This is a genomic window from Rhodococcus rhodochrous (genome assembly GCF_014854695.1).
Lineage (GTDB): Bacteria > Actinomycetota > Actinomycetes > Mycobacteriales > Mycobacteriaceae > Rhodococcus.
In genome coordinates this window covers 186,032-203,233 of record NZ_CP027557.1, presented here as the reverse complement: position 1 = coordinate 203,233, position 17,202 = coordinate 186,032, and the positions used below count along the sequence as shown (strand labels likewise).

16 protein-coding genes are annotated in these 17,202 nt (G+C 66.9%); 9 read left to right on the top strand and 7 right to left on the bottom strand.

Features of this window, described 5'->3' with window-relative positions:
- The first annotated feature begins 17 nt into the window (after window positions 1-17).
- From C6Y44_RS00965 to C6Y44_RS00955, 3 genes are read left to right on the top strand one after another with little or no spacing between them, the layout of a single operon-like run.
- Entirely contained in the window at window positions 18-2,153 is a 2,136-nt protein-coding gene (locus tag C6Y44_RS00965; RefSeq protein ID WP_225623689.1) for a heparinase II/III family protein, read from the top strand.
- A gap of 41 nt (window positions 2,154-2,194) precedes the next feature.
- Window positions 2,195-3,199, top strand: coding sequence for a glycosyltransferase family A protein (locus C6Y44_RS00960; RefSeq protein WP_106200802.1), 1,005 nt, complete (start codon window positions 2,195-2,197; stop codon window positions 3,197-3,199).
- Window positions 3,200-3,237: 38 nt separating this feature from the next.
- Window positions 3,238-3,837: a dTDP-4-dehydrorhamnose 3,5-epimerase family protein gene (locus tag C6Y44_RS00955; protein ID WP_159417004.1), complete on the top strand. Its 600-nt coding sequence runs from the start codon at window positions 3,238-3,240 to the stop codon at window positions 3,835-3,837.
- Between the two features lie 4 nt (window positions 3,838-3,841).
- Here the strand turns inward: C6Y44_RS00955 and C6Y44_RS00950 are convergent, their stop codons facing one another.
- Window positions 3,842-4,486, bottom strand: a complete 645-nt coding sequence (locus tag C6Y44_RS00950; protein WP_106201618.1) for a PIG-L deacetylase family protein — start codon at window positions 4,484-4,486, stop codon at window positions 3,842-3,844.
- A 319-nt stretch (window positions 4,487-4,805) separates the two neighbouring features.
- Between C6Y44_RS00950 and C6Y44_RS00945 the strand changes: the two genes are divergently transcribed.
- From C6Y44_RS00945 to wecC, 3 genes are read left to right on the top strand one after another with little or no spacing between them, the layout of a single operon-like run.
- Window positions 4,806-6,026: a hypothetical protein gene (locus tag C6Y44_RS00945; RefSeq protein ID WP_192378610.1), complete on the top strand. Its 1,221-nt coding sequence runs from the start codon at window positions 4,806-4,808 to the stop codon at window positions 6,024-6,026.
- Window positions 6,023-6,838 carry a WecB/TagA/CpsF family glycosyltransferase gene (locus C6Y44_RS00940; RefSeq protein ID WP_120281055.1) on the top strand — a complete coding sequence of 272 codons (816 nt, stop codon included), beginning with the start codon at window positions 6,023-6,025 and terminating at the stop codon, window positions 6,836-6,838. Before C6Y44_RS00945 ends, C6Y44_RS00940 begins: the two co-directional genes overlap by 4 nt.
- Window positions 6,831-8,087, top strand: coding sequence for a UDP-N-acetyl-D-mannosamine dehydrogenase (wecC, locus tag C6Y44_RS00935; RefSeq protein ID WP_120281054.1), 1,257 nt, complete (start codon window positions 6,831-6,833; stop codon window positions 8,085-8,087). Before C6Y44_RS00940 ends, wecC begins: the two co-directional genes overlap by 8 nt.
- A 95-nt stretch (window positions 8,088-8,182) precedes the next feature.
- Here the strand turns inward: wecC and wecB are convergent, their stop codons facing one another.
- Window positions 8,183-9,340, bottom strand: a complete 1,158-nt coding sequence (gene wecB, locus C6Y44_RS00930; protein WP_159417006.1) for a non-hydrolyzing UDP-N-acetylglucosamine 2-epimerase — start codon at window positions 9,338-9,340, stop codon at window positions 8,183-8,185.
- Window positions 9,341-9,630: 290 nt separating this feature from the next.
- On the opposite strand from wecB, the gene fdxA reads away from it, so the two are divergent.
- Together fdxA and C6Y44_RS00920 are read left to right on the top strand one after the other, a co-directional pair.
- Window positions 9,631-9,945 (top strand): ferredoxin, encoded by a 315-nt coding sequence (fdxA, locus tag C6Y44_RS00925; protein WP_159417007.1) that lies wholly within the window; start codon window positions 9,631-9,633, stop codon window positions 9,943-9,945.
- On the top strand, window positions 9,938-10,942 hold the full coding sequence (locus tag C6Y44_RS00920) for an NAD(P)/FAD-dependent oxidoreductase (RefSeq protein ID WP_159417008.1): 1,005 nt from the start codon (window positions 9,938-9,940) through the stop codon (window positions 10,940-10,942). Before fdxA ends, C6Y44_RS00920 begins: the two co-directional genes overlap by 8 nt.
- A 53-nt stretch (window positions 10,943-10,995) precedes the next feature.
- Here the strand turns inward: C6Y44_RS00920 and C6Y44_RS00915 are convergent, their stop codons facing one another.
- From C6Y44_RS00915 to C6Y44_RS00905, 3 genes are all read right to left on the bottom strand, one after another.
- On the bottom strand, window positions 10,996-11,736 hold the full coding sequence (locus C6Y44_RS00915) for an IclR family transcriptional regulator (protein WP_159417009.1): 741 nt from the start codon (window positions 11,734-11,736) through the stop codon (window positions 10,996-10,998).
- Between the two features lie 3 nt (window positions 11,737-11,739).
- A complete protein-coding gene (locus C6Y44_RS00910; protein WP_192378609.1) occupies window positions 11,740-12,885 on the bottom strand; it encodes a zinc-binding metallopeptidase family protein in 1,146 nt (381 codons plus the stop codon).
- A 112-nt stretch (window positions 12,886-12,997) separates the two neighbouring features.
- Window positions 12,998-13,831 carry a VOC family protein gene (locus C6Y44_RS00905; protein ID WP_225623688.1) on the bottom strand — a complete coding sequence of 278 codons (834 nt, stop codon included), beginning with the start codon at window positions 13,829-13,831 and terminating at the stop codon, window positions 12,998-13,000.
- 283 nt (window positions 13,832-14,114) lie between these two features.
- Between C6Y44_RS00905 and C6Y44_RS00900 the strand changes: the two genes are divergently transcribed.
- Window positions 14,115-15,200, top strand: a complete 1,086-nt coding sequence (locus C6Y44_RS00900; protein WP_159417012.1) for an acetamidase/formamidase family protein — start codon at window positions 14,115-14,117, stop codon at window positions 15,198-15,200.
- 82 nt (window positions 15,201-15,282) lie between these two features.
- On the opposite strand, the gene C6Y44_RS00895 is transcribed toward C6Y44_RS00900, so the two are convergent.
- Window positions 15,283-15,819 (bottom strand): aromatic-ring-hydroxylating dioxygenase subunit beta, encoded by a 537-nt coding sequence (locus tag C6Y44_RS00895; RefSeq protein WP_159417013.1) that lies wholly within the window; start codon window positions 15,817-15,819, stop codon window positions 15,283-15,285.
- Window positions 15,816-17,198 carry an aromatic ring-hydroxylating oxygenase subunit alpha gene (locus tag C6Y44_RS00890; RefSeq protein ID WP_159417014.1) on the bottom strand — a complete coding sequence of 461 codons (1,383 nt, stop codon included), beginning with the start codon at window positions 17,196-17,198 and terminating at the stop codon, window positions 15,816-15,818. Before C6Y44_RS00890 ends, C6Y44_RS00895 begins: the two co-directional genes overlap by 4 nt.
- Window positions 17,199-17,202 lie beyond the last annotated feature (4 nt).

Sequence of the window (17,202 nt, the reverse complement as noted above, 5' to 3'; positions counted from 1 at the left end):
CTCGTAACGGAGGTCCCGTGCAACGACTCACCTGGTACGCACATCGGCTCCGCGCGATGGAACCCGCCGAGATCGAATGGCGGGTCCGCCGCGTGGTCGGACAACGACTTCCGTCCCGATCGTTCACCGACGCGCAGCTCGTCGGACCCGACCTCGACTGGTGTGGCACCCTCGACCGTTTCCGTGCAGCCGAGGGCCGTCCCGTGCTCCTCGGCCACGAACAGGCCGACACCCTCGCCGGAACCGAGATCGCCACCGCCACGCTCGTCGCCGCGGATCGGGTTCTCGATCACCGCTTTGCCTACTTCGGCTATCCGGAGGCGGCACTCGGGCCCGAGATCGACTGGAATCACGACCCCCTCGGCGGGATCGACTGGCCGGCGCTGCCCGGTCACCGCATCGATCACCGCACCGCGGCCGGCGACCCGAAATGGATCTGGGAACTGAACCGGCTGCAGCACCTTCCGTGGATGGCGCAGGCCTGGCTCCTGACCGGCGACGATCGCTACGCCGCCGAGGCGTTCGACCAGCTGGACTCGTGGATCGCCGCCAATCCCCCCGGACGCGGCATCGCCTGGCGCGGAGCGTTCGAGGCGGGCATCCGCGCGATCTCGGTGGCCGTCGCGCTGCAGGGGCTGCGGCACAGTCCGCGTCTCACCGTCGCCCGTTTTCGCGCCGTCGTGTGCATGCTCGCGGAGAGCGCCCGCCGGTGCTGGGCCGAACGCTCGTTGTACAGCTCGGCGAACAATCACCTGATCGGTGAACTCGCGGGCCTCGCCACTGTGGCACTGTTGTTCCCCGATCTACGGCCCTCTCCGCGATGGGAGCGTGATGCCGTCACCGCGTTGTGCGCGGAGGCCGACCGGCAGATCCTGCCCGACGGCAGCGGTGCCGAACAGGCCGTGGGCTATCAGATGTTCACCGCCGAACTGCTGCTCCTCGTCGCCGAGATGCTCCGGCGACGCGACGGATACGCGCCCGTCCTGCTCACGAACGCGATCACGCGCAGCGCCCGGTACCTCGCGGCGGTGGTCGGAGACCACGACCCGGCACCGCGTTACGGGGACGACGACGAAGGGTTCGCCCTGCGCCTCGACGCGTCGCCCGTGCGCACCGTCCGCGATCATCTCGGTCTCGTGGGGGCCGCCCTCGGCATACCCGATGCGATACGGGCCGGCACTCGATCGCCGGCCGCCGGATGGCTCGACGCCCCCACGAAAGCCACCGAGGACGTGCTTCGTGGCGAACCCTTCGGCAGCTTCCACGCGCCCGACGGCGGCCTCGTGGTGCTGCGCTCCGGGCGACGCCGGATCACGATGGACGTCGGCCCCCTCGGGTACCTGTCGATCGCAGCGCACGGCCACGCCGACGCACTCGCGGTCACCCTGAGTGCCGACGGCCACGAACTCGTGGGACATCCGGGTGTGACGAGCTACTACGGCCATCCCGACTGGCGGTCCGCACATCGGGGCACACGAGCCCACCCGACCGCCTCGGTGGACGGACTCGACCAATCCGTCATCGGCGGCGCCTTCCTCTGGCGGCAGCACGCACGGGTGCACACGCATTCCGTGGACACCGCAGCCGGCTTCGTGGACGCCGAGCACGACGGCTACCTCCGACTCGACGAACCCGTCGTACACCGCAGGTGGCTCATCGCACCGCCCGACCGTGTCACCGCGGTGGTGGTGGACCTGTTCACCGGTGCCGGCCACCACGAGTTCCGCACAGCCTGGCCACTGCACCCCTCCCTCGACGTCCGACCCGCCGGGTGCGGCCATCTCGCCCTCCGAGAGGACGCACCCGCCCTGCAGCTCGCCTACGCCGCGTCCTCCGGAGAACCGATCCGCAGCGAGATCCGCGGCGACACCGACACGAATCTGGGCTGGTGGTCGCACCGGCTCGAATCCCGCGTCCCCGCATGGCTCGTCGGCAGTGTCGTGCACGCGCAGACTCCGGTCGCGCTGGTGACGACATTGACGCCGGGCAGCGCCGGAGAACCGGCGTTGTCGGGACTCGCCGTCGCCCTGCGCGACGACGCGATCACCGTCCGGTGGCACGACGAGGACGGCGCCCACCTCCACACCGTCCTGCCGAGCGGCGACCCGCCCGGACACGTGCGGCGCGAGGACGTCGCCGACCCCGTTTCCTGATCACCCGCCTGCTCCCCACAGTTTCTCCGAGGAGTTCGAACATGGAACCGACCTTCAGCTTCCTCACCACCGCCTACCGCACCGAGGACTACGTCGCCGAGACGATCGAATCCGTCTTCGCGCAGAAACGGGACGACTGGGAACATGTGATCGTCGACAACGGCATGTCGGACGACATGGCCCGCGTGGTCGGGCGGTATCTGAACGACCCGCGGATCATTCTGGTGCGCCAGGAGAATCGCGGCTACGCGGGCGGGATCGCTGCGGCGGCGAAGGCGGCGCGCGGACGGTACCTGTGCGTCCTCGACAGCGACGACCACCTGATGCCGGGCTTCTGCACGCGGGTCGGTGCCGTGCTCGACGCCCGGCCGGAGATCGACGCCGTGGCGGTGGACGCCCACCTGTTCACCGATGCCGAGGGACTGCTGCCCACCGGGTACATGCGGTCGATCGGGGCCGGCGGGAACCGGCGGGGGCGCGGACGCCTCTCACTGCTCGACGTCCTCGGCGGCGAGGTCCCCTACTACACGGCGGCGATCCGCCGTGAGGCGTGGTCCGCGGTGAACGCCTACGCGTCGGGCATCGAGGACGTCGACGAATCGGTGATCGTCTGGCTCCGCCTCGCCGACCGTTTCGAGGTGCAGATGCTGCCCGACCGGCTCGCCCGGTACCGCCTGCGCGGCGACTCCGATTCGCGGGACGAGGCCACCGTCTCGACCTTCGAACGGCAGCTGATCCGGTCGTTCCAGGCGGGCGCGGCGTTGGCGACGACCCCCGAGGAGCACGAGGCCCTGGACGAGACGGTGCGCAGGCTCCGCTACGACCAGGCACTGCGTCGGGCCCGGTCCGCCTTCCTCCGCAACGATCTGCCCGCCGCCCGGATCGCGGCCCGTGACGCCTTCACCCACCGGCGTTCCCTGCGTGCCGCTGTCGCGCTCGCGTCCGTCACGGTGGCTCCCGGCCCGGTCCGGATGTTGTACCCGGCGAAACAACGACTGACGAGCGCGGCCGGGCGGGTGGCCGTCCGTCTGAACGCGCCGGTCTGACGCACTTTCCCATCCCGTAGACACGAGGGAGACCTGCGATGCGTATCGACACCACCGACCTGGCCGGTGTTCTCGTTCTCCGCCCCGAACCGTTCCATGACGAGCGAGGCCTGTTCACCCGCACGTTCGACGCGACCGAATTCGACGCCTACCTCCGGAGCCGTCCCGATTCGCCGGCCGTCCGGGCATCCGACTTCGTGCAGGACTCACAGTCCCGCTCTGTCCGGGGCGTCGTGCGCGGCATGCACGGCCGCTCCGGGGACGGGGAGGCGAAACTGGTGCGCTGTGCACATGGAGCGATCCACGACGTGCTGGTCGACATCCGTCCCGGATCGCCCACTTTCGGCCGCTCACAGGCATTCCTGCTCGACGACGTCGAGTTCGCCCACCTGTTCGTACCGCCGGGATTCCTGCACGGTTTCCAGGCGCTGGCCGACGTCACCGACGTCTGTTACCGCATCGACCGGCCGCACGATCCGCGTGAGGATCTCGCGGTGGCACACGACGACGCGGATCTCGGCATCGTCTGGCCACTGCCGGTGACGACGATCAGCGCACGTGATGCCGCTGCCGGCAGCTGGAAGGACCTGTTGGCCGGGCTCCCCTCCTCGGAGAACCCGGCCGACGTGTTGTGGTGAATGCTCAGGCGCCCTGCCCGCCGAACCGGACGACCGCCTTCTCCAGGACGAACGCCTCGGCGTGCGGGTACCGGCACTGCACCCCGCGGAGACGGGACAGGCCCAGGAACGACTCCTCGTCGAACCAGTCGTGATCGGTCTGCGACGGATAGTGCTTGAGCAGCACACGCGCCTTCTCCGCCGCGACATCCCTCGTGAGCGGGTGGTACACGGAGGTGGACGGCGTGTCCGCCTCCCACTTGAGGATCTCGTAGCCGAGGACCAGATGGTCGCGGAAGACCGTCGGCACCATCTCGGCGAGCAACCGATGGTCCTGATGCGCGTCGGCGCGCTGCGGAGCGAACACCACGTCGGGTTCGGTGTGGTAGCGGAAGGACTGGAGTGCGATCTTGATCCCCTCCCAGTACCCCGGGGCACGCCCGTCCGGGATGTCCAGCACGCGGACCATCACGTCCGCTCCGGGACACAGGGCCCGGAGCGCGTGGTTCTCCTCGATCTCTCGCGGGGTGTCGCCGCCGGAGAGGACGAAGGCACGCACGCGCAGGTTCGGGCACGCCGCCGACAGGGTCAGCAGTGTTCCGCCGACCCCCATGGCGATGTCGTCGCAGTGGGCGCCGAACAGCGCGACCTCGCGGACGTTGCGCGGCATCAGTTCGATCACGACTCCCACACCCCCTCGGTGCTGCGGCCGGGTGCGCAAACGACGGGAGACAGAAGCACTTTCATGATCAACACCTTGTCTTCGGCGACGGAGCCCAGGCTGACGGCAGACCCCGCAGAGGAATGTCGATGGGTCCGAAATTTCGATCGTGGTTCCCACTAAAACACATCCGAAGTCCGCCAACAAGGCTTAAACAAACTCTAGGACTTTTTCTAGCTCAGTAGCTATCCTTGCATCAGTTATTTCCGCCATTCACAGACTTTCATCCACTCCACGGACACGGCATTCGTCCCGCGAAGGAGTCCCCATGAAGATTGCGGCAGGACTGCACAAAGATCACGCACCCCCGCAGAGCGGCAGCGACCCTGTACCGCCGCAGAGCGGTAGCGACCACGTACCGCCCCGGAGCGGCACCCGACCGAAGACGGCCGTACGCGTCATCCAGTTGACCGATCTCGCCGTACGCGGGCTCACCCGGATGTACGACGGGGACGGCTTCCCCCAGACCGCACGCGGCACGAGGACATCGTTCGGTACCGAACTCCGGCTCGAGGGGCGGAGCACGCGCTACACCTCGATCGCCGCCCTCGGACTGCACCTGCTGCCCGAACACGTGCAGCGCAGTGTGCTCCACGGGGACACGGCCGCCGAGCTCGCCCGTCGGACGGGGATCCGGGCCCTCGGCCACCGTGACACCGGCGCCCTCGCGCTCGCGGTGTGGGCCTGCGCCGAGATCACCGGCTCGGTCGATTCCGCGCTCTACGAAGAACTCCGGGGCCGGTGCGAGAGCGGCAGCCCCCTGGCGACGGTCGACGCGTCCTGGGCCCTCACTGCCGCACTCGCCGCGCGCACACAATTCGATTCCGGTGGTCTCGTGCAGACGCTGAAGCGACGGATCCTCGCCGCGCAGGGTCCCGGTGGTCTCTTCCCCCACATGATTCCCGTGGGCACGGGCAGCAGACTGCGCCGGCACATCGGGTCCTTCGCCGACCAGGTCTATCCCCTCCAGGCACTCGCCCGGACGGCCGCGGCGACGGACGACGACGTCGCGCTCGCCGCGGCGAACGCGTGCGCCACCCGGATCTGCGCGCTGCAGGGCGAGGCCGGTCAGTGGTGGTGGCACTACGACTCGCGTGGGCACAGCGTGGTCGAGCGCTTCCCCGTCTACAGTGTCCACCAGCACGCGATGGCGCCGATGGTGCTGTTCGATCTCGCCACAGCCGGCGGCGACGACCACACCGCCGCAATCGAACTCGGGATCGACTGGCTGCAGAGCCATCCCGAGGCGCTGGCAGATCTCGTCTGCGAGTCCCAGGACGTCGTCTGGCGCAAGGTCGGTCGGCGTGAACCGCGCAAGGCCGCGAGATCGCTGGCTGCCGCGGCCACCGCCCTGCGTCCGGGTTCGGAACTGCCGGGACTCGATCGGCTCCTTCCCGCCGGAGTCGTGGACTACGAATGCCGCCCGTACGAACTCGGCTGGATGCTCTACGCGTGGCTGCAGCGCAACGAATTCGGAGGAACCCGATGACCGCCGACCCCACCACCGGCACCCGCACGTCGGCGACCCTGTTCGGGATGCCGCTCGACGCCGTCACGATGGACGAGGCCGTGGCACGGTGCCGCGACGCCCTCGAGCGTCGAGAACCGATGACCGTCGGAGTCGTCAACGCCGCGAAGACCGTTCGCCTCCGCAAGGACGCGGCCCTGCGCGAATCCCTGCTCGAGTGCGACATACTCCTCGCCGACGGTCAGGCGGTCGTGTGGGCGGGCAATCTCCTCGGGTATCCGCTGCCCGAACGCGTCGCCGGAATCGACCTGTTCACCTCGCTGCTCGCGACGGCCGACACCGAACACCGCTCCGTCTATCTGCTCGGCGCGGAGCAGTCGGTGCTCGACGCCCTCGTCGACGTCCTCACCACGAAGTATCCCGGCCTCCGCATGGCCGGTGCCCACCACGGCTACTTCGACGAATCCGAGGAGGAGTCGATCGCCCGGGCCATCCGCGAGTCCCGCGCGGACATGCTGTTCCTCGGCATGCCCTCTCCTCGCAAGGAGAACTTCCTGCGGCGCTGGGAGGACGTGCTGGACGTCCCGATACGTCACGGTGTGGGTGGCTCGTTCGACGTCCTCGCCGGGATCACCAAGCGCGCACCCGAGCGGTGGCAGCGCGCCGGCATGGAGTGGGCCTACCGCCTCCTGCAGGAACCGCGCCGGATGTGGCGGCGCTATCTCACGACCAACACCGCGTTCCTGATCCTGCTCGCCCGCGAGCGTTTCCGCACCACCCCGCCCTATCCGCGTCCCGAGAAACTCCCGACCCCGAGGAAGCATCATGGCTGACACATTCAGCGGCACCGTCGCCGTCGTAGGACTCGGCTACATCGGCCTGCCGACGGCCGTCGTCCTCGCGACCCGCGACATCGACGTCATCGGCGTGGACATCGATCCCCGTATCGTGTCGGCCGTCTCGCGGGGCGAGGTGCCGTTCGCCGAACCCGATCTCGCGGTGAGCCTCGCCGGCGCCGTGGCCATGGGGACGTTGAGCGCGACCGACACGGTTCCCCTCGCCGACGCGTACATCATCGCCGTGCCGACACCGTTCAACGCCGATCACACCGCCGACCTGTCGTACGTGCGGCGGGCGACCGAGCAGATCGCCCCCCAGTTGCGCGGCGGGGAGATCGTGGTGCTCGAATCCACCTCACCGCCCGGTACCACCGAGAGCGTCAGCCGGTGGTTGTCCGAACTGCGACCCGATCTCCATCTCCCCCACGCCGACGAGGGTCTGCCGGACATCCACGTCGCCCACTGCCCCGAACGGGTGCTCCCGGGCCGCATCATGATCGAGATGATCACGAACGACCGCGTGGTCGGTGGGATCACGCCGCTGTGCGCCGAGCGCGCCGCCTCGATCTACCGCGTCTTCTGCCAGGGTGAGATCTGCCTGACCGACGCCGCGAGCGCCGAGATGGCGAAACTGGTCGAGAACGCCTACCGCGACATCAACATCGCCTTCGCCAACGAGTTGTCGTACGTCTCGGACGAACTCGAACTGGACGTCTGGGAGGTCATCCGGCTGGCGAATCGCCATCCCCGGGTGAACATCCTCTCTCCCGGCCCCGGTGTCGGCGGGCACTGCATCGCGGTCGATCCGTGGTTCATCGTCGGCGCGTCGCCGGGTTCGGCGAAGTTGATCCGTACCGCACGCGAGATCAACGATTCCAAGCCGAACTACGTGGCCCAGCAGGTCATCGAAACCTGTTCGCGTTTCAAGAATCCGACGGTCGCGTGTCTGGGGTTGACGTTCAAGGCCAACGTCGACGACATCCGGGAGAGTCCGGCCCTGCACGTCGTCGAGCTCATCGCCAAGGCGCTGCCCGACATCGAACTCCTGCTCGCCGATCCGTTCGTGCACGAGGTTCCCGACACCCTCCTCGGATACGAGAGCGTGCGCACCGCGCGGTGCCGGGACGCCATCGCCGCGGCGGACATCGTCGTCGAGCTCGTGGACCACGATCAGTTCCGGTCGCTGTCGCGCAGCCTCCTGGCGGGCAAGGTCGTGTACGACACCCGCGGGGTGTGGCGCTGAACCCACGAGAATACGGCACCCGCGAAAATACGGCCGGTAGGTGTTCTCGCACCTGCCGGCCGTATTCCTTTCGGACTACGCGGTATCCGGACCTGTCAGTAGGAGCCGACCGCCTCGACGGGCGCGAACTCCGAGGGGCGAGGTCCGAGGCCGAAGAAGTGCTCGATCGCCGCCACCGAACGCCGGGCGGCGCTCCCGTCGCCGTACGGATTGACCGCGCGGGCCATCTCGTCGTAGGCCGCGGGCTGGGTGAGCAGCCGGGTGACCCATTCGACGATGAGCTCCTCGTCCGTTCCCACCAGCCGGACGGTTCCCGCCGTGACGGCTTCCGGCCGCTCGGTGGTCTCCCGCATCACGAGGACGGGCTTGCCGAGGCTCGGTGCCTCTTCCTGCACACCGCCACTGTCGGTCAGCACGATCGTCGACGCCGCCATCGCGAGTGCGAAGTCGCTGTAGGACAGCGGATTCGTCACGACCACGTTGTCCAGATCGGCGAGGGGCGGGAGGAGGACCTCCCGCACGATCGGATTGAGATGTGCCGGCAGCAGGAAGGTCATGTGCGGGAACGCGCGGGCCAGACGGGCGATGGCCCGCGCCGAGCACGCCATCGGCTCGCCCCAGGACTCGCGTCGATGTGCCGTGACGAGAACCATCGGACGATCCAGCAGCGGAGCGAGATCCGGGTTGTCGAGCGAGGGTTGCTGCGAGGTCACCGTGTAGAGCGCGTCGATCACCGTATTGCCGGTGACGACGATGTCGCCGGGATCGATCCCGTCCGCCAGGAGATTGGCGCGGGAGGTGGGGGTGGGTGCCAGGTGCAGCGACGCCAGTTGCGAGGTCAGGCGCCGGTTGAGTTCTTCGGGGAAGGGGTTGTAGCGATCCCCCGTCCGGAGTCCGGCCTCGAGGTGCACGAGCGGCACCTTGCAGTAGAACGCCGCGAGGGCCGCGGCGAAGCAGGTCGTCGTATCTCCTTGGACGAGAACCGCACCGGGTTCCTCCCGGGCTATCACATCCGACACCCCACCGAGGGCCTTGGCCGTGATGGCCTCCAGCCCCTGCCGTTGGGTGAGGATGTCGAGGTCGTGGCTCGGTTCGATACCGAACAGGGTGTTGACCTGGTCCAGCATCTCGCGGTGCTGGCCGGTCACTGCGACAACGGGTTCGAGTACTTCCGATCTCTGCAGAGCGGTGACGACCGGCGCCATCTTGATCGCCTCGGGACGAGTTCCGTAGACCACCAAAACCTTCTTCATTGCTCAATAGTAGCGACATTTTTCTACCTATAGACCGATTTCTGCCCATAAAACCAACCTGGAGTATATTTTCATTTCGGTGCTCCGTCTGCATGCGTCGACAGCACACGACAGGCGTGGATGCGGACTCGATTCGCCCGAATGCGCTGCGCGCTCGGTCGATCTACGCAACCGTTACGACTTCGTGAACTCCCGTGAAGACTGCCGCGCACCGATTGACAGACGTTCCGCACCCAGAAACCATCTCGTATTACGACAGAGCAACTTGCAATACGAGACGAAGGGGCAACATGGCCTACGTCATCACCAGTTCGTGCATCGACGAGACCGACAAGTCGTGCATGGAGGAATGTCCGGTGGACTGCATCTACGAGGGCGACAGGATGATGTACATCCACCCCGACGAGTGTGTCGAATGCGGACGTTGCGAACCGGCATGCCCGGTGATCTCGATCTTCCACGAGGAGGACGTACCGGACGAACGCCGCGCGTTCGTAGAGATCAACGCAGAGTTCTTCTCGTCCATCGGCTCTCCCGGAGGCGCCCGGAAGATCGGGCGTGTCGGAGTGGACCATCCCGTCGTCGCGTCCTGGTCCGATGACTGACCCCGCTCACACCGTCGGGGCGACGGCGAACACGACCGTTACCGACCTGCTCGTCGTCGGAGCAGGGCCCGCGGGACTCTATGCCACCTACTATGCCGGTTTCCGCGGGATGAGCGTCGCTCTCGTGGATTCCCTGCCCGAGGTGGGCGGACAGGTCGCGGCCATGTACCCGGAGAAGCCGATCTACGACATTGCCGGTTTCCCCTCGGTGAAAGGCCGCGAACTGGTCGAACGACTCCGCGCACAGGCAATGTCGGCCGAACCGGTTCTGCTCCTCGGTCACACGGCCACCACTCTCGAACACGTCGACGACGGAATCGTCGTCACCACCGATCTCGGGCACCGCATCGAAGCCAAGGCATTGCTGCTCACCGGTGGAGTGGGAAGCTTCATTCCTCGCGAGCTCCCCGTCGGATCGGACTACCTGGGGCGCGGGCTCCGGTACTTCGTCCCGCGACCGGACGATCTCGCCGGCGAGGACGTCGTGGTCGTCGGCGGCGGCGATTCCGCAATCGACTGGGCCCTCAGTCTCGAACCCGTCGCTGCGTCGGTCACACTCGTCCATCGGCGTCCGGTGTTCCGCGCCCACGAACGCAGTGTCGCAACGTTGCAGAAGTCGAGCGTCCGGATTCTCACCCCACACGAAGTGGTCGCGATCGGCGGCGAGGAGCGCATCGACTCGGTCACCGTCCGTGAACGCGGCGCCGATCCGATCACTCTCTCCGCCGGCAGTGTGGTCGCAGCCCTCGGATTCATCGCCGATCTCGGCCCTCTCGACACGTGGGGGTTGGCCCAGGAACGCCGGCGGATACTCGTCGACCGCCATCAGCAGACCTCGCTTCCGCGCGTCTACTCGGCCGGTGACATCAGTGAGTATCCCGGCAAGGTGAGATTGATGAGCGTCGGTTTCGGAGAAGCGGCGGCAGCGGTGAACAACATTGCCCCGCTGATCGATTCGTCGCTGTCGACGACACCGGGGCACTCCTCCGATCGATGAGGACGTCACCTGTCGGCAGAACGTCGTCCGCGCAACAGACGGCGTCCTCCCCGTCAGACGCGGCCGAGTTCTGCCGACAGGTTCTCCGCGGTCTTCAGCAGTTCGCGTGCCTGCAGGTCGATGTCGACCTCTCCAGGTACGGCGATGGACAGCACCGCCAGCGCCGCCACCACTCTCCCACCCTGGAAGACAGGCGCTGCCAGCGTCCGAATACCGTTGACAACAGGCGATTTCAACGATATCCCGGTCTCTCGGATAGCGGACAGTTCGCGGGCGAAGTCCGGATTCGCCTTCATCTCCCGCCGCAGCATCGGCACCTCGTCCTCGGGAAGGAGCGCGCAGAAGACCCGGCCCTGAGCGGTCGCCGTGGGTGAGAGTCTCGTCCCCACGTTGACGGTGATCCGCGCGATCGCATCCGTGTGGTCCGCTGCAGCGACCACGATCGGACTCTCGCCGTCCCAGACCGAGAGGACGACGGTCTCCTGAATGTCGCGCAGGAGCTGGTCCATGAACGGTTCCGCGATACGCACCACCGGTAGACCGGCCCGCGCTGCGGCCGCAAGTGCGAGCACCTGAGGACCGAGGGTGTACACGCTCTCGGCCGGGTCGAATCGCAGGAGGTTCACCGCCCGTAATGCTTTCGTGTACCGGTGCGCGGTAGCCTTGCTCGTCCCGAGCACGGCGGTGATCTCGTTCAGTGTCAGGCGCGGTCGCGCACCCGAGAAGGCGGCCAGGATCCCTGCTGCGCGCTCGACCGCCTGGATCGCTGGTGCGCCCTTGTCCTCGTCTCCCACGGTCTATCCCTCCCTGTCGGGATCGGTGAGCCAGTGCGCACCGACCTGAGCGTAGATTCGCGCATAGCGCACCAGTTCTCCGGCGGCGACCGAGTCCCGGTCGGAATCCGCCGGATCAGGTGCTGCAGCCGGACCCGTACGAACCGTAGCGATGCCATGCTCGCGGAACACGGTACCGTCGGTCGACCCCCTCCACGCGAGCACCTCGGGCGGCATCCTTCCTCCACTGTGACGCGTCCATGCCGCCCGTGTCCGCACAGCGATCAGGGTCGTCGGTGGCGTCCCTGCGCCTCGCTGATGTGGCCCAGCGGTGACCTCGACGGTGCACTCGGCCAAAGGGCACGCCGCAAGATCGTCGTGTAGGACCCTGCGCAGGGCATCGACGAGTTCGGCGACATCGTCTCCCGGCAGGGTGACCAGGTAGAGATGTACATCGAGGACGGCAGGCAACAGATCCGGTTTCTCCGGAGAACCACTGTGCAGTGCACCGATACCTGCTTCGCGTGCGGTCGGACCGGTGGCCGCGCCGGGAGCGAGGACCACCTCGGCGCGCCACCGTTCGATGGCCGCGATCACCGTGCCGGCATGCACGACGAGTCCGCCGGGTGGTGTCGCGTGCTCACGGGCGAGTACGACGCTGCGGCGGGTCCCGACCCGGACCCGCAGGTAGACGGCTCCCGGCTCGTCGTAGAGCACACCGTCCGGCCCTCCTTTGGCGACGATCGCCGCAGCGGGACGCGGTCTGCCCTTCAGAAATCTGCGGACACCGGATCCGTGTTCACCGGTTCCGTCCCGATGCGTGCCTCCACCGGCGAGCAACAGCGTCAGGCGACCTCGTCGTTGCCGGTCGGCCGTGGCACGTACGGCGGCCGCGAACGCGGCGACGGCAGCGGACGCGGGTCCTCGTGTCACCCCGACCCCGAAACCGGAGACGAGATCTCCGTTCTCCTCCAGTCCGAGCGGAGCGTCGTCGTCGTGTCCCGTGACCCCACCGTCCCGGTCACCGTGCCCGGTCAACGAGGTGTCGAGGTGCGAGTACAGCACCAATTCCGGACCCGAGCCGACACTGCAGACGAGATTTGCGGTGGTTCCTGCCGGGTCGACCACGGCCGGCACCTCCGGAAGATGCTCCGCGATCCAGTCCTGCACCGCGTGTGCCGACGCGAGTTCCTCGCCGTGAGGGGCCGGTCGTCCGGTCAGGAGTCTCAGAACGTCGAGGAGCTCCGCACGGTCGACGGCGGGTTCGTCGTGGCCGCCGATGTCAGTGTGCCCAGGTGCGGTCGTCGGAAGCGGCGCGCCACACATCGATGTTGCGGGGATCCCGCTTCAGCCGACGCGGCCTGTGCGTCTCGTGTTCCTCCGGCGTGAAGACCCGGTGCCCGTCGCACAGTTCCCAGCGGGGTCCGTGCCGCTCGTCGTAGAGATAGAAGGCGATGGATGTGGATGCCGAATGGTTCACGACATCGCCGAGGATACGCACCCGCTTGTGCTGGGCACGAGCCCGGCGTCGCATCACTCCGTCGAGATCACCCATGATGAAGCACGCGTGTTCGAGTGCGTACCGGTCCGCTCGGCGGACGGCGAGGCTGTGGTGGTAGCGATCCTCGCAACGCAGGAACGCGGTGAAGTCCTCGACGTAGTCCGAAGCCAGGAATCCCAGGACGTTCATATAGAAGTTCAGGGTCTCCTCGTAGCGGTCGGTGACCACGAAGGGATGCACGAAGCGCTGGGGACGGAGGTCCGGCCACGGGGTCTCCGCATATTCGAGGAAGCCCGTGAACAATTCGACGACGGTGCCGTTCGGGTCGACCACCGCGAACCCCTGCTGGCAGAGGCCCTTCATGCCTTCGGTGAGCGGAAGGACCTCGTGGCCGGCGGCGCGGACGCGTTCCTCCAGGTCCGACAGGACGGCCTCGTCTTCCACCGTGAAGCCCACCCCGTCGTACCGGAACGTCGTGAGGGAAGGATCGTGGACCAGCTCGAGGCTGTGATGCTCGGTGCCGACACGAAGGTAGGCGTGCGTCTCGTCATGCTCCTCGAGTGCGAAACCGACGTGGTACTCGAGAAACTCGATGGTGGATTCCATGTCCGGCACGGACAGGCGTATGAAGGCCGCCCCCGACGGACCCGGCTTTCGCTGCGTTTTCCCAATCACCGAATTCGCCTTCCTTCCAAGGGCACTCGGTCGCCCTTGTTGTCGAACCCTAGGAACAGGAACAGCGAGCGTCAAGCTATACGAGACAACGTTTCATAATTCAACACGCTCGTAACGTGGGCGGAACTCTCGGAGCCTAGCGTCTGAATCGAAAATCCGTATCCTGCCGTCCGATTCGGCAATCCGTCCGCATATCGTGGCGGCCACCCGAAAGGTCTTCCCCGTGACCGTTCTGCAGCCCCATACCGGTCCGATCCCCGGACAGCACTACGTCCCCGCGGAGGGCGGAGCACTGACCTGGGGCAGACTGCCCACCCCCTCCCGTAAACCCGTCCTCACCATCGCCTCCGGCGAGACCGTCACCTTCGACACCATCTCCCACGAGGGCCTCATGGAGGACCAGGGGCGTGATCCCCTTACCTACTTCGGCCAACGTGGCGTCGCACGCGACGACGTGCTGACGGACCTCGTGGACCTCGCTGCATCCGACGTGGTCCACACCCGCGGTCCGGACGGCCCTCACGTCGTCACCGGTCCGGTCCATGTCGAAGGGGCGCAGCCCGGCGACATCCTCAAGGTCGAATACCTCGAACTGACGCCACGCGTTCCCTACGGGGTCGTGTCCAGCCGTCACGGTCTCGGTTGTCTCGCAGGTGAACGTCCTGCCGACGACACCACCGGTGAAGCGGTTCCGATCATCAGTCAGTTCTGCACCGTCGACCTCGTGAGCGCACGAGCCACCATGGAGTGGAACAGCGGTAGCGCCTCGTTCCCTATCGCGCCGTTCATGGGATTGTCCGGTGTCACGGCAGCTACCGAGGAAGCACTGAACACGATCCCGCCGGGTGCGCACGGGGGGAACATGGACGTGCGGGATCTCGCCGGTGGTTCGGTCCTCTATCTTCCCGTGCAGGTCGACGGAGCCGGCTACTACATGGGCGATCCGCACTTCGCGCAGGGCAACGGTGAGGTCTCCCTGACGGCGCTGGAGGCATCCCTGCGCACGACGGTACGGCTCACCGTTCTCACCCCGGACGAGGCCTTTGCATCGACAGGAGCTCTGAGCGGGCCGTTCGGTGAGACCTCGGAGCATTGGATCGCAATCGGCATGGACCGGGATCTGGACGAAGCGGTGAAGAAGTGCGTCCGTGAGGCCATCCGGATCCTCGGTGAGGTGGCGGAGGTTCCGCCGTCGGTCGCGTACCTCTATCTCAGTGCCGCCGCCGATCTCGCCGTGAGCCAGGTCGTCGACGACGTCAAGGGCGTGCACTGCCTGATCCGCAAGAAGGACTTCCCCGCCTGGACGTGAACGACGGGGGTTCCCGGAGATGTGTCTCCGGGAACCCCCGTTGTCGTCGACGGCCTGTGCGGCCCGGATCGTGCGGGCGGGATCAGACGATGAAACTGAGCCGTGCTCCGGGAGCCATCGCCTCGTTGGTCAGGACGGCACGACGGAGCAGGAATCGCAACCCGGATTCGCCGACCTCCAAGGTGTGGTCGTAGCGACCCGCATAGGTGAAACCGTGTCCGTCACGGAACCTGTGGATGACGAAGTTCGCTGCGACACGCACGGAGTCACCCGACTGTTCGAGCACTCTCACGTTCCCGACGAGCCGGGTGGTGCGCGAATGCGGGTTCTCCGCGTGCGCCTTCCTGCTCTTGAGACGTTTGACGCGCGCCTGGAGCAGATCCCAGTCGTCTGCGACGAAATAGCCTGCGGAATCGGGGCCCAGCGCCCATTGGTCGGTCGTGGGGATCTGCATCGAGGCACCCGGGACGAACAACTCGAGCCACCGATCGAGCATCCACTCGTCGAGAAGCGCGGCTTCGGCGATGAGGAAGTCCTCCACCTCGGCGCGCGATACGGCACGCGTGCTGCCGTCATCGGGGGATTGTGCCGTTCCGGGAGTCGTTTCCATGAGAGTCATGCCGTGGTTCCTTCCGCATTGCCGGTATCCGTGCCCGCGACCGGGCCGATGCGCCGGCTCCAGTGGCGCCAGAAACTGCGCATCGCGCCTTCGTCGACCGAGCGACCCGTGGGCCCCCTGAGATCGTCGGCCATACCGCGCGACATGTCGCTCCAATCCAGATCGCTGTCACCGAATTCGGCATATGCGGAGACGTCCGCGGTCGCGACGATGCCGCGCTGGACGGCTTCGTACGCCTCGATGTCGTCGGGTGTCGCGAGGCCGCCGGGACCGACGAAGCTGGCCATCGTCTTCAGACGTAGTGCCCGCACCTCGTCCGGTTCCCCGATCTCGACGAACTGCCATGCCCGCACGTCGGTCTGTCCTGCACTCACAGGTTCGAGCTGGCGGATGGTCAGTGCCTCCAGATCGAACAACAGCAGATTGGGGAAGACGAAGAGGATCTTGGACGCGTCCGCGATCTGTGCAGCTCGCTCCGTGCCGAGGCGGGCTTCCATCTCCGCCCGCTTATCGACGATCCGCTCCTTCTCAGTTTCTCCGAATCGGGGCTCCCAGACCATGCCGATCCGGCCGTTGTGGCCGGTGAGGACGAGCAGACCGTGTCCATTACCGAGGTCGTGAGCGTGCTGATCGTGATCGGTGACGGCGAAGCCCGTTTCACGGAGATAACCGACGAAGGTGTTGTGCGTGGGAGCGAAATGGTAGCCGTCCATGGCATTCTCGACGGCGAGTTTCCAGTTCCCCTTCACGCTGTACTTCTGGACGCCCGGCAGTGTCGTCATGCCCTCGGGGCCGATGGACGCTGTCATCGACATGTAGTCGGCTGCAGCGCCCAGATGGTCGAGCAGGTCGGGGACGTCCTCGGTGAAGGCGACGAAGACGAAGCCCTCGTGGATACCCAGGCGCGGAACCCGCCTCAACGAAAGCGATTCCACGAATGCACTGCCCTGCGGATAGGCATCCTTGTCCGGAAGCGCGGCGAGTTCACCGGAATTGCGGAAGGTCCAGGCGTGGTAGAAGCACTGGAAGTTCTTCGCCCTTCCCTCCGGCTCCCTGCAGAGGATCGTCCCACGGTGCGGACACGCATTCAGATAGACCTGCACGGTGCCGTTACTGTCACGGACGAAGATCAGGGGACGCCCACCCAGGTTGCGGGTCTTGAAGTCTCCCGGTTCGGGAATCTCACTCTCGTGACCGAGGTACAGCCAGGTCCGGCCCCAGATCTTCTCCCGCTCCCGCGTGAAGATCTCCTCGTCCCGGTAGGCGCGCCTGTGGACCCGGAAGGTGAAGGCTTCCCAGTCCTGGACCACGAGGGAATTGCCGACCTCCAATCGGTCGGCGTCCGGGGCCGCACCCACCCCAGGCAGAATTGCAGTCATGAGC